Origin of the sequence: Longispora sp. NPDC051575, from assembly GCF_040681875.1 — a bacterium.
Taxonomy (GTDB): Bacteria; Actinomycetota; Actinomycetes; order Mycobacteriales; family Micromonosporaceae; genus Longispora.
This window is the reverse complement of record NZ_JBFAZP010000008.1, coordinates 61432-83223: the sequence shown is the minus strand read 5'-3', so window position 1 is coordinate 83223 and position 21792 is coordinate 61432. Positions and strand designations below refer to the sequence as shown.

Sequence of the window (21792 nt, the reverse complement as noted above, 5' to 3'; positions counted from 1 at the left end):
CTAGCACAATGGGCACGTGTCCAGCCCGATGATCCCGGTCCTTCCCGGCTACTCAGACCTGCAGTTGATCGCCAACGGCAGCACGGCGTTGGTGTTCCGGGCCACCCAGGCCCGCCTCAACCGCATGGTCGCCGTCAAGGTGCTCCTCATCGACGACGTCATGACCACCCAGGCCACCGTCGACCAGGAACTGGCCACCACCGTCGCGCTGTCCAGCCAGCCGCACATCGTCAGCATCATCGACACGGGCAACACCGCCGACGGCAACCCCTACATCGTCATGGAGTACTGCGAGGGCGGCTCCTACGCGCAGATCCTCAAGCAGCGCGGCCCGCTGACGGTGCCCGAGGTGCTCGAGGTCGGCATGAAGATCGGCGAGGCCCTGCACGCCGCCCACCAGGCCGGGATCGTGCACCGCGACGTCAAGCCGCCGAACATCCTGCGCTCCCAGTTCGGGCCGGCGCTCGCCGACTTCGGCATCGCCCGGGCCCCCGACGCGCTCGCCGGCACCATGACCATGGGCAAGCTCACCCCGCACCACGCCTCCCCCGAGGCGTTCATGCTGGGCGCGCAGAGCGGCTCCTCCGACCTGTACAGCCTCGCCTCCACGATGTGGAACCTGCTCGCCGGCCGGCCGCCGTTCGCCGACCCCAACGCCAGCAACGACCCGATGGCCTTCCGGGACCGGGTGCTCAACCAGCCGGTGCCGCGCGTGCCCCGCGACGACGTCCCCGAGTGGCTGCACGAGGAGCTCACCCGGGCGATGGCCAAGAACCCGGCCGAGCGGCACACGTCGGCGATGGCGTTCGCGGAGGCGCTGCGCCGGCACTCCTACGGGATGAACGCCACGACCTCGGCCGCCACGAACGCGTCGTCGATCGCGGTGGCGAACACCGCGGCGAGCACCGGGTTCGCGCCGCCCGCGTCGCCGTTCGCGCCGCCGCAGGCCACGGGTGCGGTCGCGCCCGTCACCGGGCAGCCGGGGCCGCCCGTGCAGGCCGGTGGGCACACCGAGTGGCCGATGTGGCCCGCCCCCGGCGAGAACACCGGCGGGCCGCCCAGGAAGACCTGGGACCCCGTCCCGGAGTGGCAGCAGCAGAACACCACCCTCGCCGGGAGCGACGTCGCCTCGCCGGCCGTCGCGCCGCACAACGACGCCCCCGAGACCGAGGGCAAGAAGACGTCCGGGCCGACCGGGTTCACCGCCGCGCCGCTGAACGCGCCGGTCGCCCCGATCTCGTCCCCGCCGGTCAGCGGGCCGCCCGGGGTGTTCCGCGCGCCGAGCGCCCCCGAGGCCCCCGCGCCCCGGTCGCCGTTCGCCCCGCAGCCGCCGTTCGCGCCCGCGCCGTCGGGCTCACCGTCGGGTTTCGCGCCGCAGCCGGCCGCCCCGACCCACCAGCCTTCCGGGTACGCCGAGCCGGCGCCGTTCAGCCCCGCGCCGTTCAGCCCGGCCCCGGTCTCCGGGCAGCCCGTCTCGGCCCAGCCGTACTCGCCGCAGCCGGTGTCCGCGCCGCCCGGGGCGTACCCGCCGGTGCCCGTCAGCCCGATGGTCTACCAGCAGCCGACACCCCCCGGCTCCAACCGGCTGATCGTCGGCCTGAGCGCGGCGGCCATCGTCCTGATCGTGCTCATCGTCGGCGGCATCGTCGCCCTGAACTCCGGCGGCACCACCACCGACAAGTCGGTCCCCGACGCCACCGGCACGATCGGCGTGACCAAGCAGGGCGCGCCGACCAACGTGACGCTCAAGGACAGCCCCGACGGCAGCTCGATCGTGATCAGCTGGGTGGACAACTCGGGCGGTCGCGCGCCGACCACGATCACCAGCCACCGGGTCGGGGACACCGCGCCCGCCCTCCAGCCGGTGGTGCTGGAGGCGGGGGTCGCGACGCACGAGTTCAAGGGCGGCCTGAACGCCAACTACGACTACTGCTTCGTCGTCGCCGCGGTGTACCCGGGCGCGAACATCGCCCCGGCCGGGGAGGTGTGCACGAAGCGGGTGCTGCCGAGTGCGGGCGCGTCGAAGGCTCCGACCAAGGCGCCCTCGGCTACGAAGTCCCCGTCGGCCACCAGGGGCTGAGCGGCGGGGCCGGTCCGGACGGTGGGCCGCCGGGGCGACCCTGAGCGCGCCATGCACGCAGCTGGTCAGGCACGGACCGTCGGCCACAGAGCTGGTCAGGCCCGGTCAGGCCAGGAGCCCGTCGGCCCCGGAGCCCGTCTTACGCCCGGGCGGCCCCACCGACGTCAGCCCCGGCTCCGCCACCACCGGCCGGCTCGGCTTCCACAGCAACGGCCGGACGCTCAGCGACCACGCGAGCCGGTACAGCAGCGACCGGCGGTTCCGCAGCGCCCGGGTGTACCCCTGCGACTGCTCCACGGCGAACCGCGCCTCCGACTCCCCCACCAGCCCGGGCGCGAACCCGACCACGTTGACGAGTTCGGCGAGCTGGTCCAGCGACGGCAGCGGGGTGCCGTGCCCCACGGACCTGCGGCGGGCCGGGATCAGGGAGCCGTACAGCGCGATCTCGCTGGCGGTCAGGTGCGGCGGCGGGGTGTGCCCGGCCAACCGGATCGCGTCGCGCACCTCCAGCCACGCGCCGAGTACCCGTTCGGGCGGGGAACCGGACCGCAGTCTCCGGCCGCTCCGCGACCGGCGCAGCAGCCCCACGACCAGCGCGCCGAACAGCATCAGCCCGAGCAGCAGCACTCCCGTGGACATCAGCAGCACCGGCGCGGTCAGGATCGGGTCCTTGGCGGTCGCGAAGCCGTCCGGGGCGCCGGCGGTCGAGGCCAGTGGCGACTGGGTGACCTGCGAGGGCGGCACCGAGGGCGTCTTAGTGGGTGGCGGCGGGGTGTAGTCGTCCTCCAGCGGCTTGGTGTTCTGGTCCTGGGGCATCGGGTCGAACGACACCCAGCCGACCCCGGTGAACAGCACCTCGGGCCAGGCGGTCGCGTCGGAGGCGAGGACCGGATGCTTGCCGGCCCGGCCCTTGAAGCCGACGACCACCCGGGTCGGCAGCCCCATCATCCGGCCGAGCACCGCGTACGCCGCCGCGAACTGCTCCGACGTGCCCTGCCGACCGCCCTCGGCCACCGTCTTGGTGAGGAAGAACTGCAGGTTGGGCATCGCGTGCCCGCTCGCGGCGGTGGCGTTGTACTTGTAGTGCTCGGCGAGGAAGCCCTGCAACGCGTAGGCCTTCGCGTACGCGCCCGGGTTGTTCTCCGTGATGTGGTTGGCCATGTTGACCAGGTCCGTCGGCAGGGTGGAGCCGACGCTGAGGTAGCGCGCGTACGCCTCGCCGCTCGGCACGTCGGACACGGAGAGCAGGTTCACGTCGGGCTTGGTGTACACCGACTGCACCTGGTACTTCTGCCCCGGCCCGAGCCCGTCCGTCTTGAACAGGGTGCCGCTGCGGCTGTCGAACGCGACCCGCAGGTTGTCGATACGGTTCGGGGTGCTCACCGCCGGCACCAGGCCGCCGTCGAGTTCGGCGACCGTGTAGCTCTGCTTCACCACGCTGGACTTGCCCGTCGTGGCCGGCCCGGTGACGCTGGGCAGCACCTTGCCGGCGTTGCGGTAGTCCGCGCCGACCTTCCAGGTCACGCCGTCGTACTCGCTGAGCACGGCCAGCCGGATCGGCATGTCCCCGGGCAGTTCCGCGTCGAGCAGGTGCTGGGTGGGCTGCGCGGCCCAGCCGGAGATCCGGATCAGCGGGTTGGCGTCCAGCGCGTCCTCGCGGGGCGGGACGACGGCCGTGCGGGGGTCGTGCGGTTCCCTGTCGACGCCGCCGAACACCAGCGGACCGCCCGCGACGGCCACCGCGAGCATCGCCGCGAGCCCGGCCGCCGCGCCGCCGACGGCCCGGAGCTGGAACACCCGGTCCTTCGGGGCGGTCGGCTGGTCGCCGCCGACGACGGGGGCGGTGGTCCGCTGCCGGGCGGTCAGAGCCAGGCCCACCGCGCACACCGCCGCGTAGGTCAGGGGCTGCCACAGGGCCGGTTGCGCGTTCGGGCCGGCGAGGACCAGGGCCGCCGCGTAGGCCACGGTGGGCGGCAGCGCGCCGAACAGCAGCCGGCCGCCGCGCCCGGCGAGTTCCGCGCCGAGCAGCCCGGCGGTCCACAGCGCCACGATCGGCACGAGGACCGTGTCCGGGGCGGCCTCGACCGGCACCGCCGCCGTGAGCAGCCGGGGCATGGCGTTGCGGGCCGCGTCCAGGAACGCGGAGAGCAGCGTCATGTCCGCGTCGGCGCGCATGGTCAGCTTGACCGCCAGCAGCGTGTACCCGCCGAGGGCCAGCATCGACACCGGCGCGACCAGCCAGCTCGGCGCCGGCCGCAGCAGGGTGCTCAGCAGGATCGAGCCGGCCGCCGCGCCCAGCAGCAGCCCGAGCATCGGCCCCTCGGCGTAGACCCGGGCCCCGGCCAGTCCGGCGAGCCCGGTCAGCGCCAGGAGGATGACGACCGGGAGCGCGCCGCGCGCCAGTCTCGTCACCATCGTCCGACTCCGTCCCATGCGACTGTGAATTCCGAGGCGTCCGCCGCCGCCAGCACCAGCAGGCCGGGGGCCGCCGTGGGCGTCGCGTCGGGCGCGCCGATCAGACCGACCACGATCACCGGGTACTGCGCCCGCAGGGCCGCCACCTGGCGCACGTCCTCGACGCCGCCCGGCCCGGTCAGGAAGATCAGGGTGTCGCCCAGCCGGCCGATCCGCAGCCGGTCCGCGGCCGGGGTCAGGTCGGCCTCGGCGGCGCCCAGGGTGGCCTCGGCCAGCAGGTCCAGGAACACGTTGCGGCCCTGGGTGCCCGAGATCTCCGCCCCGCTCACGGTACGCAGCCGCACGTGCAGCCCCTCGCGCAGCGCCGCGATGACGATCGACGCGGCCGCCTCACAGGCCTCCTCGAACGACTCCGGGGTGTGCGCGTCGGCCCGGTCGTCGAGCACGACCACCATCACGGGCAGGCTGGTGTCGGTGTGTTCGCGGACCATCAGTTCGCCGACCCGGGCGGAGGTGCGCCAGTGCACGCTGCGCAGGTCGTCGCCCACCACGTACTCGCGCAGGTTGTCGAACGTGACGTGCCCGTGCGGGACCTTGTCGACCCGGCCGTCGAGGCTGCGCGCGATCCCGGCCGGCACCGCGCGGATCGGGTGCGCCACGGGGTGCACCCAGACCCGGCCGGTGGCGCCGTAGGAGCGCGCGACCTCGGCCAGGCCCAGCGGGTCGGTCCGCACGATGCGCAGCGGCCCGACGTCGACGACGCCCCGGCGGGAGGTCGGCACCTGGTACACCGTCTGGGTCTCGTGGCCCCGGCGCAGCCGCAGCAGCGGGACGGGGATGCCCGCCGGCCCGCAGCGGTCCGTCGCGATCACGGTCATGCCCCGGAACCGGTTGTCGTTGCGGATGGTCAGGTGCACGGTGCTCGGCTCGCCCCGGGTGACCCGGTCGGGGTCGAGGTGCCGGCCGACGGTCAGCGCGGCCCGCAGGCTCACGATGCCGAGCGCGACGACGAACGCGGCGAGCGCGACGACGCCGAGGACGGCCAGTTCCGGGTACCCGAAGAGGAAGCCGGACAGCAGCAGTACCGGCCCGGCGCCGACCAGCGCCCAGCCGCGGGCGGTGACCCGCATCGTCAGCGCCACCCCGGCCGGGCGGCGGTGCGGGACGTCACTGGGTGACCCCGGCCGGCTGCGGCACGGGCACGGCCTCGATGACCTCGCCCAGGACGGCGGTGGCGGTCACGCCGCGCAGCTGCGCGTCCGGGCTGAGCAGCAGGCGGTGGGCGAAGACCGCCTCGACCAGGGCCTTGATGTCCTCGGGCAGCAGGTAGGCCCGGCCGTCGGACAGCGCGAACGCCTGGGCGGCGCGGACCAGGGCGATCACGCCACGGGGACTGACACCGACCCGGACCTGGGCGTGCTTGCGGGTCGCGGAGGCGAGCTGGACGGAGTAGGCGTAGAGGGCCTCGGCCACGTACACCCGCTGGGCGAGGCGGGCCAGCTGGGCGACCGTGTCGGTGTCGGTGACCGGCTGGAGGTAGTCGGGAGAGCGGCCGGCGGCCCCGCCCCGGACGACCTCCATCTCGACCTCCTCGCTCGGGTACCCCACGGAGAGTTTCATCAGGAACCGGTCGAGCTGCGCCTCCGGGAGCCGGTAGGTGCCGTCCATCTCGACCGGGTTCTGGGTGGCGACGACGAGGAACGGCCGGGGCACCGGGTGCCGGACGCCGTCCACCGTGACGTAGCGCTCCTCCATGACCTCCAGCAGCGCGGACTGGGTCTTCGGCGACGCCCGGTTGATCTCGTCGGCGATCACGATGTTCGCGAACACCGGGCCCGGGTGGAACTCGAACTCCCGGCTCGCCTGGTTGAAGATCGTCACGCCGGACACGTCGGAGGGCAGCAGGTCGGGGGTGAACTGGATCCGCCGCCACTTGCCGCGCACCGACGCCGCGATGGCCCTGGCCAGGGTCGTCTTGCCGACGCCCGGCACGTCCTCCAGCAGGACGTGGCCCTCGGCGAACAGCGCGGTGAGCGCCAGGCGCACCACCTCGGGCTTGCCGAGCACCACCGAGCCGACATTGTCGGCGAGGCGGGCGAACACGCTGGCGTAGCCCTGCGTCTCGGCCGGGGTCAGGGGATGGGGCGCGGTCACGTCAGTTGCTCCTTGAAGGTGGTGCGGTTGTTCTCGCCGCGCGGGGTGCTGGGCGCGCCCGCGCGGCGCGTGATCAGTTCGGCTTGGCGCCGCAGCTGGCCAGGCCGTCGCGGATGTTGCCACCCGTGCCGGACCAGACCCAGGGCAGGAAGCCCTCGCCCCTCGGCGCGTTGCGGATCTTGACCCAGACGGAACTCCTCGTCCCGCCCTGGTTCGTGATCGCCTGCCCCGAGTCGAGCTGGCAGAAGATGTTCAGCCCCGCGCCGGCGTTCATGTTGCCACGGAAGCCGGCCGACACGTTGTCGCTATACCCGCCGTGGGTGGAGCAGCCGTTGCCGGCGCCGCCCGCCGGGTTCGGGTAGCAGGGGTCGACCCGGATCTCGACCTTGGAGCAGCTCGTACCGCCGCAGATCGAGCCGTTGACGGTGTCGGTGTTGACGCTGCCGGCCCAGGTGACCTCGCCGACCGCGTTGGCCGCGTGCACGGTGAAGGTGTAGCCGGCGCCCGCGAACAGGCCGCCGACGGAGAAGCTGTTGCAGCTGCCCGACTTGGTGGTCGCGCCGTTCGGGCCGCTGAAGTCGATCCGGCAGGTGGTGGTCGCGCCGCCGGGGTTCACCGAGAACGAGACGCTCGCCGAGCTGATGTTGCCGGTCACGGCGCCGCCGGTGATCGCGGGGCGCTTGATCGTCGTGGCGGTGCCGGCGGCGTTGGGGCCGTCGCCGGCCAGGTTCACCGCGTGCACGGTCACCCGGACGGCCTCGCCCTCGCCGAAGCCGGTCAGGTCGGCCGCCGTGCCCGTGACGTCCCGGGAGTCGCCGTTGGCCGTCACCACGTACTTGTCGATCTTGCGGCCGTTGGCCACCGCCGCCGTCCAGCTCACCTTGACGGCGCCGGCCTTGGCGGTGTCGGTCGCCACGTTGAGGTTCGTCACGGCGGCCGGCCTGTTGTACGGCGTGACCGTGTTGCTCTGCGTCGACTCCTTGCTGGCCCCGCCCACGTCGTTGAGCGCGACGACCTTGAAGCTGTACTGCGTGCCGTACTTCAGCTTCTTGTCCGGCACGGTCAGCTCGGTGCCGGGCGCCTTGCCGAGGTCCACGGTGGCGCCTCCCGCCGCGTACCCCGTCACCTGGTACTGCACGATCTTGTGGCCCTGGCCGTTCGCCGCGGGCCAGGTCACCTTGACCGTGCCGTCCTTGTTCTCCTGGGCGGTCACGCTGGCCGGCGGGTCCGGGGTCTGCGAGGACGGGGTGACCGGGTTCGACGCGCGCTTCGCGCCCGCCCCGATGCCGTTCACCGCGTACACCTGGAACGTGTAGGTCGTGCCGTTGGTGAGCCCGGTGACCGTGGTGGTCTGCTGGCTGCCGCCGACCTCGATCGGCTTGGGACCGCCCTCGATCACGTACTTCACGATCGGGGACAGGTTCTCCTTCGCGGGGCCCCAGCTGACCCGGGCCTCCGCGTTGCCGGCGAGCGCGCTCACGGTGGCCGGCGCGCCCGGCTTCTCGGGGACCGGCACGGGAGGTGGCGGCGGCGGGGGCGGCGGAGGCGGGGGCGGCGGCGGGTCGCCACCGGGCACGGTGTTCGGGAACTTCGGCACCGTGGTCGGCTTGTGCTTGTCGTCGATGACGGTGGCCTCGCCGCCCGCCGGCGGATTGATGAAGAGGTGGCCCTCGCGGACGTCGAGGTCGACGCCGCCGCCACCGGACTTGATCGCGAGCCGGTCGACCTGGTTGCCGTCGCCGTCGAGCACGTAGATCAGGTCGCCGAGCCTGTCGGCCACGTAGAACCAGCCGGCCCACGCGACGGCGGGTTCCAGGGCGCGGCCCTGGTCGGCCTTGACCTCGAACTCGCGGACCGTCCCGGACCGGACGACGTAGATGTGCCGGTCGTCGGAGACCGTGACCGGGATGTCGCTGCCGCTGGTGCGGTCGGACACCGCGCCCGGGCCGCGCATCGGGATCTTGATGGTGCGGACGAGGTCGTCGCGGATCGTGACCAGCGCGGCGGCGGTCTGGTCGAGGACGGCGACGCCCTTGTCCAGGACGGACAGTGAGATGTCGTGCCGGGGGTCGGTGGCGGCGACGGTGCGCTCGACGGTCGGGTCGGAGCCCTTCTTCGCGGACCGCACCGAGACGACGGTGCCCTCGCTGGGCACCGCGAGCCACAGCCGGCCGTCCACGTCGAACCCGCCGCTGCGCAGCCCGACCGGGAACCGGAGCGGCTGGCCGTTGGGGTTGAGGGTCAGCGGGTCGACCTGGCGCACCGCGCCCTGGACGCTGTCGATGACGAACGCGACGTCGCCGTGCAGCGCGAGGGTGATCCCGACGCCGGTGGGCGCGTCCATCGTGGCCGTCACCTGGAGGGTGGTCAGGTCCAGCGAGCTGATCTTTCCGGTCTCCAGGTCACGGATGATCAGGTAACGGTCGCTCTGCGTGACCTGGACATTGTGGCCCTCGGAGTCCTTGACCTTGGTCCGGGTGTCGACGGTGCCCTTGACGCCGTTGACCCGGCCGAGCTCGCCCTTCTTGGAGCTCCACACCCAGGAGCTGGCGTCGTAGACGGCGACGGCCTTGTCGGCGATGCCCAGGCCGAGCACCGTCAGGGCCACGGCGGCCAGCATGGCCACCGTCACCGTCAGGGTGACCACCACCCCTGACCTACGGTTCTTTCCCTTTGTGCGCGTCATGCCCCCGCGGTCCTCCGTCACCATCTCGGCCCCGAACCGTCGTCATCATAAGTCCTCCGTCAAGGTCATCGACGGGACGCGATGTGACGCCTTTCATCAGGCATTACTTCGCGGACCGGAACCTCGACGGAGGACAGTGCGACGCACGGTGACGGTGAGTTAACAGCCAGGTAGGGGTCCCGTCGAGTTGATGTCATAACCATTCAGGTTGAACCACGCAAAGGGGGTGTACGCCTGCGTACCGCCGAAGTTTATCCGGATCCACTTGTTGGTCTTGTTCTTCGGCTGGTTGTAGACGTACGGCTCCAGCTCCTGGCCGGTTGTGACGCAGATCGCATCGTAGGTCTGGCCGTTGGTGGCCCGGCCCGAACCGACCTTTCCGCTGTTCAGCGAGGTGCCACTGCGGACGGCCATCGCGTTCGCCGGGTCGTTGCACCAGGTGCGCTGGGCCGGATCGCCGCTCGACGTGTTGTTCTTGCACACCGCCACGCCCTGGACCGTGTTCGTCCGCTGGTTGCCCGAGCCCTGGTTGCTCGCACCGGCCACATTGGTGGCGACCACGGTGAACGAGTAGTCGGTGGACGGGGTCAGCCCGCCGACCGTGAGCTTGGCCGCGCCGGAGCACGCCGCCGACGCGCTCTTGCCGCCGACCGTCAGGGTGCAGGTGGGGGTGCCGCCGCCCGCCCCGACGTTCACCTCGACGCTGACCTCGGTGACCGTCGCGGAGTTCCCGGTGACCGTCATCGTCGGCTTGGTGACCGTGGTGGCGGACGCGGTGGCCGCCCTGCCCGCGCCGGCCTTGTTCACCGCCGTCGCCGAGACGTTCACCGTCCTGCCGTCGCCGAGGCCGGTCAGGGTCACCGAGGTCTCGGCGGCCCCCACGTCCTGGGCCTTGCCGTTGGCCGTCACCACGTACTTCTCCAGCGCCCGGCCGTTCTCCGCCGGCCGCGCCCAGCTGACCGTGACCGCGCCCGCCTGGTTCGACGCGGTCTGCGCGCTGAGGTTCCTCGGGGCGTCCGGCTTCGTGTACGGCGTGACCGAGGCGCTCACCGGCGACGGCTTGCTGCCCGCCCCGATGTCGTTGACGGCCACCACCGAGAACGCGTACTGCGTGCCGTAGACGAGCTTCTTGTCCGGTACCACGAGTTCCGGGGTCGCCGACTCGCCGGCCGCGACGTCGCCGTTGGTGCTGACGGCCGTCACCGTGTACTTCACGATCTTGTGGCCCTGCCCGTTCGCCGCCGGCCAGGTCACCTTGACCGTGCCGTCGGGGTTCTCGGTGGCGGTCACCGAGGCGGGCGGGTCGGGGACGTCGCGGGTCGGGGTGACCGGCGGCGCGGCCCGCTTGGGCCCGGGGCCCTTGGCGTTCACGGCGTGCACCTGGAAGGTGTAGGCGGTGCCGTTGGTCAGGCCGGGCACGGTGACCGTGCGCTGGGTGGCGCCGACCTCGATGGGCTTGGGGTCGGGGCCGCCGGTGACCACGTACTTCGTGATGCCCAGGCCGTTGTCCGCCGCCGGGGTCCAGTTGACCGTGGCCGTGACGTTGCCGGCGACCGCGGTGACCGCCCCGGGCGCGCTCGGCGGGCCGGTGGGCGGCGTCGGCGGCTTCTCCTCGGGCTTCTTCACCGGCGGCGGCGGGTCGCCCCCGGGAACCTGGCCCGGGTACTTGTTGACCGGGGTGGCCTTGTGCTTCTCGTCCACGACCTGCGCCCCGGAGCCGGCCGGCGCGTTGATGAACAGCCGGCCCTCGCGCACGTCGAGGTCGACGGGGCCGCCGCCGGTGTCGAGCTTGATCCGGTCGACGAGGGCGCCCTCGCCGTTGATGACGTAGACCCGCTGGCCGAGGGTGTCGGCGACGTAGAACCAGCCGGCCCAGGCGACGGCGGGCTGCAGGGCCGTGCCCTGGTCGGGGACCGCGAAGTCGCGGACCTTGTCCTGGTGGACGACGTAGACGTGCCGGTCGTCGGCGACCGTGACCGGGACCTCGGAGCCCGAGGTGCGGTCGGGGACGGCGGCCGGCTTGTCCAGGGGCAGCGGGATCCGCCGGACGAGGTCGCCGGAGATGGTGACCAGCGCGGCGGCGGTCTGGTCGAGGACGGCGACGCCCTTGTCCAGTACCGAGAGGAAGATGTCGTGCCGGGGTTCGGCGGCCGGGACGGTCTTCGCGACCGTCGCGTCGGCGCCCTTGCCGCCGGCGTGCACGGCGACGACGGTGCCCTCGCTGGGCACGGCCAGCCACAGCCGGCCCTCCTGGTCGAAGCCGCCGCTGCGCAGGCCGGGCGGGAAGCGGAGCGGCTGGCCGACCGGGGTGAGGGTGAGCGGGTCGATCTGGCGCACCGCGCCCTGGGCGCCGTCGATCAGGAACGCGACGTCCTTGTTCAGCTCGATGCTCACCCCGGTGCCGGGGGCGGTCTCGGTCGTGGCGGACACCTGGAGCGTCGTCAGGTCCAGCGAGCTGACCTTGCCGGTGGTGAGGTCGCGGACGATCAGGTACCGGTCGTTCTGGGTGATCTGGACGTCGTGGCCCTGGGAGTCCTTGACCTTGTGCCGGGTGTCGACGGCGGCGGTCCGGCCGTTGATCCGGCCCAGCTCGCCGGATCGGGCGCTCCACACCCAGGAGCTGGAGTCGAAGACCGCGACGGCCTTGTCCGCGATGCCCAGGCCGAACACCGTCAGCGCCACCGCGGCCAGCAGGCCCACCGTCACGGCCAGGGTGACGACCACCCCGGACTTCCGTGTCTTGACCGCCATGCCCCGTCAACCTCCGTGGATGTTCGTGTGCAGGCTCCCCGCGACCGCACTCCGAGCCGGAGCGAGCATAGGAGGACCGGCGTTAACTCGCCGTGAAGGGAGTCACTTTCCGTCGAGGACGGTCCGGGCGTCCCAGAGCCACAGTTCGCCCGTCCATGTTGGAGATCCATAGAGGTCGGTCGCGGTCCGCAGCATCGCGTCCTCCTGCACCGGGTCGGCCTTCGGGACCATCACGATCGCGCCGGCCTTCCAGAACCGCAGGTCGTCGCGGGCCCGGGACCGGTCGGCGTCGGTGACCGGGTACGGCGCCCTGGTCTGCATCACCTTCGTGAACAGGTGGTCGGAGGCGCGCTTCGGCGGTCCGAACAGCGAGGTGCCGAAGTCGCCGCCCGGGCCGAGGAAGTAACCCGCCGCGACGGGGAAGTCGAGGTTCCGCGAGGCCGACCAGCGCATGACGGTCGCGTCGCCCGCGTGCGGGGGCGGCAGGGTGACCATGGACCGGCCGCCGGTGACGTAGGGCTCGTAGGCGCCGCTGGCGATGAACTTCGGCACCGGGGCGTGCGTGGCGGGCAGGGGTACGGGCAGCAGCGGGACGAGCACGACGGCCACCCCGATGAAGGCGACCCGGCGGACGTTGGGCCGCTCGGCGGTGACGTCCAGCAGCCGCTGCACGGCGAGGGCGGTGAGGATCCCGACGACGGGCAGCACGAACAGGCCGATCCGGACGGGTACGACGGTGTCGAACAGCGGCAGCCTGGCCAGCAGCCGCCACGGGCCGGGGATCCCGGTGTCCTGCGCGTAGGACATGACCCGGGGGCCGAGCGCGCACAGGGACAGTACGACGCCGACGAGGGCGAGGGCCTTGACCCGGTGTTCGCGCCACATCCAGGCGACGGCGACGACGACGGCGACGAGCAGCGGCCAGCCGAAGAAGGTGTTCTCCTCCGAGGCGTTGGGCGCGAGCCGGTTGGCCACCACCGGGTCGCCGAGCAGGGACAGCCGGGAGAAGGACGCGAAGGACGCGAGGTCCGCGCCGTAGTGCTCGACGCCGAGCGGGAGGCTGCGGTAGCTCTGCCAGCCGAAGAACTGGTACCAGAGGGGGTACGCGAGCAGCGCCCCCGCGACCACGAAGGCGACCCCGAGCCCGGCGGCCATCGGCTTCCACGCGGCGCGCGCGGCGTCGCGGTCGAGGGCGGCGTACGCGAGGACGTACAGCCCGAGTCCGATCGCCGACAGGAACAGCACCTCCTCGTTGATGAACGCCTGCCACACGACGAGCAGGCCGAGGACGGCCCCGCCCCGCAGCGGCCCGGTGTGCCGGAGCCGGAGCGCCGCCCAGAGGATCACGGGGATGAGGAACTGGGCGACCAGGTTCGGGTGGCCGTTGCCCTGGGACATCATGCCGGGGCCGAAGCCGCAGAGCGCCGCGCCGAGGAAGGCGGCGAGCCTGCTGGTGACGACGTGCCGGGACAGCAGCCAGTACCAGGAGCAGGAGGTCAGGACGAACGCGAGGGTCAGCATGACCAGGTACGACACGGCCGGCCCGAACAGCAGCGTGACCGGGATGAGCGGGATGGCGAGGGCGAGCACCGAGGTGTTGGCCATCAGGTTGACGCCGTCGGGCACGTTCATCATCGAGTCGTGCATGGGGTTCACGCCGTGGGTGACCGCGTAGGCGGCGTGGGACAGCATCCACTGGAAGAAGGACTGGTCCGTCCCGTTGGTGGCGTGCAACTGTTCCGTGGGATGGATCCAGAGTTGGGCAGTGACGTATATCGCAGCAGCGAAAAAAGCCCCGAAAACGGCTAAATCTCCGCGCCGGAGCCCGCCACGCCCGGAAGTTTCCTGGTTCGTCTCCACAGTTCAGAGAGGTTAGCGGAGCGCGACTCACCGGCTTCGCACGCGTTGCGTCGGTACGCACCGTGTCTGGCTGGATTCAGTAGGCTCATGTGGGGTACGCCCAGGTCCGACATCGTGAGGAGGCGTACGCAACGTGACGACGACTAGTTCGTTCGTGGTGGTGGCCAATCGGCTGCCGGTCGACGAGGTGACCCTGCCGGACGGGCGCAAGGAGTGGCGGCGCAGCCCCGGCGGGCTGGTCACAGCCCTGCACCCGGTGCTGGCCGCCGCCAAGGGCGGTTGGATCGGCTGGTCGGGCAGCGCCGGGCCGGCACCGGAACCCTTCGAGTTGGACGGCATGCGGCTGCACCCTGTGCCACTGTCGGCCGAGGAGGTCGAGCGGTACTACGAGGGCTTCTCCAACAGCACGCTGTGGCCGCTGTACCACGACGCGGTCGAGCCCCCGGTGTTCCGCCGCAGCTGGTGGGACAGCTACCAGCGGGTGAACGAGCGGTTCGCCCGGCAGGCCGCCGAGCTCGCCGCGCCCGGTGCCGTGGTCTGGGTGCAGGACTACCAGCTCCAGCTCGTGCCGGCGATGCTCCGCGAGCTGCGCCCGGACGTGCGGATCGGCTTCTTCCTGCACATCCCGTTCCCGCCGGTCGAGCTGTTCATGCAGCTCCCCCGCCGGGTCGAACTGCTCCGCGGCCTGCTCGGCGCGGACCTGGTCGGCTTCCAGCGCCCGCTGGCCGCGCAGAACTTCCTCCGGCTCGCCCGGCACCTGCTCGGCCTGCGTCCCCGGGGCGCGGTCGTCGAGGCCGAGGGCCGGTTGGTGCAGGCCGGGGCGTTCCCGATCTCCATCGACACGCACGCGATCGAGTCGGTGGCGGCCGACCCCGACGTCCGGGCCCGGGCGAAGGAGATCCGCCAGGAGCTGGGCGACCCGGAGACCGTGATCCTCGGCGTGGACCGGCTCGACTACACCAAGGGCATCGAACACCGGTTGAAGGCGTACCGGGAGCTGCTGAGCGACGGCAAGCTCGGCGTACCGGGCACGGTGATGGTGCAGGTCGCCACGCCGAGCCGGGAGCGCGTGGAGCACTATCACCAGCTCAGGGTCAAGGTGGAGCGCGAGGTGGGCCGGATCAACGGCGACTTCGGTCGGGTAGGTTTGCCCGCTGTGCACTATTTGCACCAGTCGTACTCGTTGCGGGAGCTGGCTGCGCTCTACCTCGCGGCGGATGTGATGATGGTTACACCTCTGAGAGACGGGATGAACCTGGTGGCCAAGGAGTACGTGGCGGCGCGTGTCGACCTCGGCGGGGCCCTCGTGCTCAGCGAGTTCGCGGGTGCCGCGGCAGACCTCCGCCAGGCGTATCTCGTCAACCCGCACGACCTCGACGGGCTCAAGGAGGCCGTGCTCACCGCCGCGCACGCCTCCCCGGCCGAGCTGAGCCGCCGGATGCGCGCGCTGCGCCGACAGGTCCGCAGCCACGACGTCCAGTTCTGGGCCCGGTCATTCCTCGCCGCCCTGGGGATCGACTCACGTTTCGATGACAACGACAACGACAGCGCCGACGAGGCGCTGCCGCGGGAGCACATAGCATGACCATGCACAATGTCGCCGCGTCGCTGGACGCGGGGCTTCGCGCCGCCCTCATCCACCTCGCCCGGGTGCCGAAACTGCTCGTCGCCTGCGACTACGACGGCACGCTCGCGCCGATCGTGACCGACCCGTCCGCGGCCACACCGCTCCAGGAGGGCGTCGCCGCGCTCCGGGCGCTGTCCAGCCTCCCCGACACCCAGGCGGCGGTGATCTCCGGTCGGGCCCTGCGCGACCTGGCCGCCCTGTCCCGACTGCCCAGCGAGATCCACCTCGTCGGCAGCCACGGCTCCGAGTTCGACGTGGGCTTCGTGCACGGCCTGCCGGCCGAGGCCCTCGAACTGCACGCCCGGCTGCACGCCAAGCTCGTCGAGATCACCCGGGGCCAGCCCGGCATCAAGCTGGAGGTCAAGCCGGCCAGCATCGCGGTGCACACCCGCGAGGCCGACCGGACGACCGCCACCGCCGTCCTCGAGGCGGTCCGCGGCGGCTGCGCGCTCTGGGAGGGCGTGCACGCCGGCGAGGGTAAGGAGGTGATCGAGCTCGCGGTGATCCCCACGAACAAGGGCACCGCGCTCGACCGGCTCCGGGCCCAGCTCGGCGCGCACGCGGTGCTGTTCGTCGGCGACGACGTCACCGACGAGAACGCGTTCGCGCACCTCCAGGGCCCCGACCTGGGCATCAAGGTCGGGCCGGGCGAGTCCCGCGCCAAGCACCGGGTCGCCGACCCGCAGAGCGTCGCCCTGCTGTTGGCGACGCTGTTCGAGATCCGGCGCAACTGGCTGCTGGGCGAGCGTTCCGTGCCGATCGAGCGGCACACCATGCTCGGCAACGGCCGCAACGTCGCCCTGCTCACCCCCGACGCCCGGGTCACGTGGATGTGCCACCCGCGTTCGGACTCCGCGGCGCTGTTCGCGGACCTGCTCGGTGGCGAGTCGGCCGGGCACTGCACGATCTCCCCCGCCCGGCCCGGCCGCCCGCTGCTCGGCCAGCGGTACCGGCAGGCGTCGATGGTCGTGGAGACCCGCTGGTCGGGGCTGACCGTCACCGACTGGCTGGACGCCTCGCACACCGACGCCGACCAGACGATCCTGGTCCGGCACCTCGCCGGCGAGGAGCGGGCCCAGATCACGTTCGCGCCGCGTCCGGAGTTCGGGCAGGTGCCGGTGCGGCTCCAGCCCATGGGCGACGGCGGCCTGCAGGTACTCGGCTCCAACGAACCCATCGCGCTGTACGCGCCCGGCCTGGAGTGGGACATCCAGGACGACGCCGGGCACGACACCGCGCGGGCCGTGGTGGACCTCGCGGCGATGGGCGGCGAGTACACGATCGAGCTGCGCTGCGGCACCTCGGACCTGACGGCGCCCACCGTGGCGGCGCTGGTCCGGCGGGACGCGGTGGACGCGGAGAACCGGGCGTGGCTGTCCGGGCTCAACCCGCCGAAGGTGGCCCGCGAGGAGGTGCTCCGCTCGGCGCTGACCCTGCGGGCCCTGTGCGACGCCCCGACCGGCGCGATCCTGGCGGCGGCGACCACCTCGCTGCCGGAGACCATCGGCGGCATCCGGAACTGGGACTACCGCTACTGCTGGCTGCGCGACGCGGCGATGACCGCCCGCGCCCTGGTGGACCTGGGTTCCGTGCACGAGGCGGAGGCGTACCTGACCTGGGTGGCCGGCTGTGTCGAGCGCACCGGCGGACACCCGGAGCGCCTGCACCCGCTGTACACCCTGGACGGCACCGACCTCGGGGCCGAGGCCGTGATCGAGAACCTGCCCGGCTACGCCGGCTCGCGCCCGGTGCGGGTCGGCAACGCGGCCAACCGGCAGGTCCAGCTCGACGTGTTCGGCCCGATCGCCGATCTGGTGGCGGCGGTCGCCGAGCACCGCGGCAAGGTCACCGAGTACGAGTGGGGCATCATCGAGGCGATGGTGTCCGCCGTGGAGCGCCGCTGGCACGAGCCCGACCACGGGCTGTGGGAGGCGCGGCTGCCCCCGCGGCACCACGTGTACTCGAAGGTGATGTGCTGGCAGACCGTCGACCGCGCCATCAGGGCGGCCGACCGGCACGGCATGCCGCAGGGCGAGGGCTGGCGGGTGCTGCGCGACCAGATCGCCGACAACGTCCTCAAGCTCGGCTGGAGCGAGGACATGAAGGCGTACCCGGCCGCGTACGGGTCCACCGACCTCGACGCCGCCTCGCTGTGGATCGGCCTGTCCGGGCTGCTCCCGGCGGACGACCCGAGGTTCCTGTCCACGGTGCTGGCCGTCGAGGCGGAGCTGCGCAGCGGGCCGGCCGTCTACCGCTACAACTCCGACGACGGTCTGCCCGGCGTCGAGGGCGGCTTCATCATCTGCGCGACCTGGCTGGTGGAGGCCTACCTGCTGACGGGTCGCCGGCACGACGCCGAGGAGCTGTTCCAGCAGGTCCTCGACTGCGCCGGCCCGACCGGGCTGCTGCCCGAGCAGTACGACCCCGTGAACGAGCGCACCCTGGGCAACCACCCCCAGGCGTACTCGCACCTCGGGCTGATCCGCTGCGCCCAGCTCCTGGACGCCTGACGGCCCCGGGGAGGGCGCCGAGACGCCCTCCCCGGGTTCCCGACGTACAGTTGCGCGCATGGATGGGTTTCTCACGGCGGTGGTGACCTTCGCGGTCTACGGCGGGATCGCCGGCGGCCTCGGCTGGCTGGCGCTCCGGGCCCGGCGTCGGGGCACCGCGAGCGCCGCGCTCGGCGTGTTCGACGAGATCTACCGGCCGACCGCCGCCGAGACCCGGATCGAGATCCAGATCCAGGCGGAGCGCTCGGATCCCGTGATCACCCCGGACAAACTCTAGATCTCGACGGGTACCGGGGCCGGCGCCGCGTCCTCCCCGGCGGGCTCGTCGATGCCGCGCATGGCGATCAGGCAGTAGCCCGCGCCGACCAGGGCGATCATCGCGCCGACGGTGAAGATGAGGTCCATCCGGCCGAACGCCACCCAGCCCAGGTCCAGCCGGAAGTCCGGGGACAGCGAGCCGGCGACCGCCCCGGCCAGGGCCATGGAGCCGATCGACGCGACGCTGTTCACGGGGATCAGGGTGGCCCAGAACCGGCCTGGTACTCCCTGGGTACGAGGCGGAGCACGATCGGGGTCATCACGGTGTTGAGGACGCCGAGGGACAGGCCCAGCGCGGTCAGCGCGGCGATGCCCGCGACGATGCCGGTGGACCGGGCGTAGCCGAGGAACGTGACGGCGAAGGCCACGACGCTGAGCCGGTAGGTCAGACCGTGGCCGAAGCGGTCGCCCAGCCGGCCGCCGAGGAGCGAACCGGCCAGGAAGCCGCCGCCGTACACCGCGCCGAGGATGCCGAGCCAGTGCGCGCCGACGTGCAGGTTCTCCTGGATGAAGTACACCTCGAGCGCGTTGAACGCCCCCACCCCGAGCATGGACAGCACGACCACGACGAGGAGTCCGACCAGCGCCCGGCTCCGGCCGAACAGCCTCAGGCCGGCGACGAGTTCGCCCCGGACGCTGGCGTCGGCCCTCGGGGCGGGCAGCACCTCGGCGGCGGGGAGTCGGACCGCCCGGATCGCCAGGTAGGAGGCCAGGAACGAGGCGGCGTTGGCGATCAGCGCCCACTGGGGGCCGACCGAGAACAGCAGCGGGGCGGCCAGCGGCGGGCCGACGATCGAGGCGAGCGCCATGGTGGCGTACCCGTATCCGGCGGCCCGGCCGCGCTGGTCCTCGGGGACGACGTCGCCGATGAGTACCGACCGGGCGGGGTTGAAGAACTGGGACACGGCCGTCGTCAGCGCGACGGTCAGCCCGGTGAGCAGCAGCACCACCAGCACCGGCACGCTGCCGGCGGGCAGGAACGCGAACCCGGCGAGCAGCGCGATCAGCCCCGCCCGGATCAGGTCGGCCGCGAGCATGGTGCGTTTCTTGTTCCACCGGTCGACGTAGACGCCGGCGACCGGGGCGACGAGGACGGTGGCGGCCGAGGCGACGATCAGGACGGCCGAGCTGGCGATGGGCGCGTAGGACTTGCCCTTCAGGAGGACCGTGGCCACCCACAACAGGAGGGTGGTCTGGAAGACCATTTCCCCGACCAGGGAGACGGCCTGGCCCAGCCAGACATACCGGTAGTTGCGGTTGATCAGCACCCGGCCAGTCTGCGCGAAAGCCGCGACCTTCGCTGTCCCGTGCCCGCGACCACAGACCCCTCGACGGGTACCGGTGCCCGGCGGTCCCGGGCCGCGTGACCGGTGGTAGTGCCCGGTCTACCGGTGGGGTGGTTCCCGGGACCGTTCCCGGGGGCGGGCTGGCTAGTAGCGTCGTCGGTATGTCGAGCGAAGCCGCCCTGTGGCCCGCGATGGCCCGCCCGGTGCGCTTCCTGCGCTCCTGGTGGCCGTGGCGGTGCCTGGCGTACCTGGTGAGCACTCCGGTGTTCGCGGTCGCCGGCTGGGCCGTGCTCGTGCCCACGGTGGTGCTCGTCGGGGTGCCCGTGGGCCGGTGGGAGCGGTGGCGGCTGCGGCTGGTGCACCCGGCCGGCGCGCCCGATCCGCACCGGGCGGCGGAACCGGGTCGGCGCGCGTGGCTGGCGACCAGGCTGCGGGAAGGCGCGACCTGGCGGGAGTTCGGTTACGCGCTGTGCCTGCTGACCCTGTTGCCGGCCGTGGACCTGGTCGGGCTGGCCGTGCTGGGCGTGTGCCTGGTCCTGCTGTTGCTGCCGCTGTTCGTGGTGATCGGCAACGACGCGCGGCTGCGGTTGGGCACGCACGTGGTGGACACGTTCGGGGAGGCGGTGCTGTTCAGCCTGGTGGGCGCGCTGCCGCTGACGGTGCTCGTCGGGTACGGGCTGTGCGTGCTCGCCGGGGCGCAGGCCGAGTTCGCCCGCTGGTTGCTGGCGCCCACCGAGGCGGGGCGGGTGCGTGACCTGGCCAGGTCGCGGGACCGGCTGGTGGCCGCGTTCGAGGCGGAGCGGCGGCGGATCGAGCGGGACCTGCACGACGGGGCGCAGCAGCAGCTGGTACTCCTCAGCATGACCCTGGGGTTGGCGGCCCGCGAACTGCCCGGGGACGGCCGGGCCGGGGTCCTCGTCGCGGACGCGCACCGGCAGGCCCGGCAGGCGCTGTCCGGGATCCGGGAGCTGGTCCGGGGCATCCATCCGCGGCTGCTCACGGACCACGGGCTCGCGGCGGCGGTGGAGGAGCTGGCGGAGCGGTGTCCGGTACCGATGGAGCTGGCTGTCCGGTTGGACGCGCGCCCGCCGTCGGCGGTGGAGTCCACGGCGTACTTCGTGGTGTCCGAGGCGGTGAGCAACGCGGTCCGGCACGCCTCCGCCGGGCGGATCACGGTGCGGGGCGGGCACCGGGGCGGGCTGCTGGTGCTGAGCGTCGTGGACGACGGGGTGGGCGGGGCGGACCTGGCCGCCGGCACCGGATTGCAGGGCCTGGCGGACCGGGCGGCGGTCCTCGACGGCAGGCTGGTCGTGCACAGCCCGGTGGGCGGGCCGACCTCCGTGACGGTGGAACTGCCGTGGCAGCGCGGATAGGCCACGCGGCCGGGCCTCCGGGTGGGCCTCCGGGTGGGGCGACGTCGACAGGGGTGGAGGGGCCGTGGGCCTGCGGGTAGTGGTCGCCGAGGACTCGGTGCTGATGCGGGCCGGGCTGGTCGGCCTGCTGGAGTCGTTCGGGCACACGGTGCTGGCGGCGGTCGGGGACGCGGAGGCGTTGTCGGCGGCGGTCGCGGAGTACCCGCCCGATCTGGTGTTGACCGATGTCCGGATGCCGCCGGGGCACTCCGACGACGGGTTGCGCGCGGCGGTGGCGGTGCGGGACGCGTACCCGGGAATGGCCGTTCTGGTGTTGTCCCAGCACGCGGCGACGGCCTATGCGGCGGAGCTGCTCGGGCCGGCCGGGCGGGGCGGGGTCGGTTACCTGCTCAAGGACCGGATCGGTGAGGTGTCCGAGTTCGCCGACGCCGTGGTCCGGGTCGCCGCCGGGGAGACGGTGATCGACCCGGACGTGGTCCGGCAGCTGTTGTCCCGGCAGCGGGTCGCCGGGCCGCTCGACGCGCTGACGCCCCGGGAGCGGGAGGTGCTGGCGCTGATGGCCGAGGGCCGGGCCAACGCGGCCATCGCCCGGGAACTGCTGGTGGGCGACGCCGCGGTGGCCAAGCACATCGGCAACATCTTCGCGAAGCTCGGGCTGGCCGGCGGGGAGGACGGGCACCGCCGGGTCCTGGCCGTCCTCAGCTACCTGCGCCGCTGACGTCGACGGGCACC

At 72.7% G+C, this 21792-nt stretch carries 14 protein-coding genes; 6 read left to right on the top strand and 8 right to left on the bottom strand.

The features are described 5' to 3' along the window. The first annotated feature begins 16 nt into the window (after positions 1–16). Positions 17–2080, top strand: a complete 2064-nt coding sequence (locus tag AB0M43_RS24520; RefSeq protein ID WP_363728104.1) for a protein kinase — start codon at positions 17–19, stop codon at positions 2078–2080. A gap of 105 nt (positions 2081–2185) precedes the next feature. On the opposite strand, the gene AB0M43_RS24515 is transcribed toward AB0M43_RS24520, so the two are convergent. The 6 genes from AB0M43_RS24515 to AB0M43_RS24490 form a co-directional block, all read right to left on the bottom strand. Then, positions 2186–4495: a transglutaminase domain-containing protein gene (locus AB0M43_RS24515; protein WP_363728103.1), complete on the bottom strand. Its 2310-nt coding sequence runs from the start codon at positions 4493–4495 to the stop codon at positions 2186–2188. Beyond that, complete coding sequence (locus AB0M43_RS24510) at positions 4489–5625, bottom strand: DUF58 domain-containing protein (protein WP_363728102.1); 1137 nt, start codon at positions 5623–5625, stop codon at positions 4489–4491. Before AB0M43_RS24510 ends, AB0M43_RS24515 begins: the two co-directional genes overlap by 7 nt. Before the next feature lie 37 nt (positions 5626–5662). Then, a complete protein-coding gene (locus tag AB0M43_RS24505) occupies positions 5663–6649 on the bottom strand; it encodes a MoxR family ATPase (RefSeq protein ID WP_363728101.1) in 987 nt (328 codons plus the stop codon). A 73-nt stretch (positions 6650–6722) separates the two neighbouring features. Beyond that, the gene (locus AB0M43_RS24500; RefSeq protein ID WP_363728100.1) at positions 6723–9335 is read right to left on the bottom strand and encodes a fibronectin type III domain-containing protein; all 2613 of its coding nucleotides are present in this window, start codon (positions 9333–9335) and stop codon (positions 6723–6725) included. A 159-nt stretch (positions 9336–9494) separates the two neighbouring features. Next, positions 9495–12086: a fibronectin type III domain-containing protein gene (locus AB0M43_RS24495; protein ID WP_363728099.1), complete on the bottom strand. Its 2592-nt coding sequence runs from the start codon at positions 12084–12086 to the stop codon at positions 9495–9497. Between the two features lie 102 nt (positions 12087–12188). After that, a complete protein-coding gene (locus tag AB0M43_RS24490; protein ID WP_363728098.1) occupies positions 12189–13820 on the bottom strand; it encodes a hypothetical protein in 1632 nt (543 codons plus the stop codon). 259 nt (positions 13821–14079) lie between these two features. Here AB0M43_RS24490 and AB0M43_RS24485 point away from each other — a divergent pair, with 259 nt between their 5' ends. The 3 genes from AB0M43_RS24485 to AB0M43_RS24475 are packed head-to-tail and all read left to right on the top strand — an operon-like array spanning position 14080 to position 18360. Beyond that, positions 14080–15531 (top strand): trehalose-6-phosphate synthase, encoded by a 1452-nt coding sequence (locus tag AB0M43_RS24485; protein WP_363728097.1) that lies wholly within the window; start codon positions 14080–14082, stop codon positions 15529–15531. Then, the gene (otsB, locus tag AB0M43_RS24480; RefSeq protein WP_363728096.1) at positions 15528–18083 is read left to right on the top strand and encodes a trehalose-phosphatase; all 2556 of its coding nucleotides are present in this window, start codon (positions 15528–15530) and stop codon (positions 18081–18083) included. The genes AB0M43_RS24485 and otsB overlap by 4 nt, the downstream gene beginning before the upstream one ends. A 58-nt stretch (positions 18084–18141) precedes the next feature. Further along, positions 18142–18360 carry a hypothetical protein gene (locus AB0M43_RS24475; RefSeq protein ID WP_363728095.1) on the top strand — a complete coding sequence of 73 codons (219 nt, stop codon included), beginning with the start codon at positions 18142–18144 and terminating at the stop codon, positions 18358–18360. Here AB0M43_RS24475 and AB0M43_RS24470 read toward each other — a convergent pair. Continuing rightward, positions 18357–18593 carry a hypothetical protein gene (locus tag AB0M43_RS24470; RefSeq protein WP_363728094.1) on the bottom strand — a complete coding sequence of 79 codons (237 nt, stop codon included), beginning with the start codon at positions 18591–18593 and terminating at the stop codon, positions 18357–18359. The genes AB0M43_RS24475 and AB0M43_RS24470 overlap by 4 nt on opposite strands. 5 nt (positions 18594–18598) lie before the next feature. Beyond that, on the bottom strand, positions 18599–19669 hold the full coding sequence (locus AB0M43_RS24465) for an MFS transporter (protein WP_363728093.1): 1071 nt from the start codon (positions 19667–19669) through the stop codon (positions 18599–18601). A gap of 179 nt (positions 19670–19848) precedes the next feature. Here AB0M43_RS24465 and AB0M43_RS24460 point away from each other — a divergent pair, with 179 nt between their 5' ends. Both AB0M43_RS24460 and AB0M43_RS24455 read left to right on the top strand, forming a co-directional pair. Beyond that, positions 19849–21060 (top strand): sensor domain-containing protein, encoded by a 1212-nt coding sequence (locus AB0M43_RS24460; protein WP_363728092.1) that lies wholly within the window; start codon positions 19849–19851, stop codon positions 21058–21060. A 70-nt stretch (positions 21061–21130) separates the two neighbouring features. Then, a complete protein-coding gene (locus tag AB0M43_RS24455) occupies positions 21131–21778 on the top strand; it encodes a response regulator transcription factor (protein ID WP_363728551.1) in 648 nt (215 codons plus the stop codon). Positions 21779–21792: the final 14 nt, after the last annotated feature.

What these genes read in the sequence shown, in the direction of transcription:
- AB0M43_RS24515 (WP_363728103.1), bottom strand. Translation starts at nt 4,495, where the DNA reads ATGGTGACGAGACTGGCGCGCGGCGCGCTCCCGGTCGTCATCCTCCTG.
- AB0M43_RS24510 (WP_363728102.1), bottom strand. Translation starts at nt 5,625, where the DNA reads ATGCGGGTCACCGCCCGCGGCTGGGCGCTGGTCGGCGCCGGGCCGGTA.
- AB0M43_RS24500 (WP_363728100.1), bottom strand. Translation starts at nt 9,335, where the DNA reads ATGACGCGCACAAAGGGAAAGAACCGTAGGTCAGGGGTGGTGGTCACC.
- AB0M43_RS24495 (WP_363728099.1), bottom strand. Translation starts at nt 12,086, where the DNA reads ATGGCGGTCAAGACACGGAAGTCCGGGGTGGTCGTCACCCTGGCCGTG.
- otsB (WP_363728096.1), top strand. Translation starts at nt 15,528, where the DNA reads ATGACCATGCACAATGTCGCCGCGTCGCTGGACGCGGGGCTTCGCGCC.
- AB0M43_RS24475 (WP_363728095.1), top strand. Translation starts at nt 18,142, where the DNA reads ATGGATGGGTTTCTCACGGCGGTGGTGACCTTCGCGGTCTACGGCGGG.
- AB0M43_RS24460 (WP_363728092.1), top strand. Translation starts at nt 19,849, where the DNA reads ATGTCGAGCGAAGCCGCCCTGTGGCCCGCGATGGCCCGCCCGGTGCGC.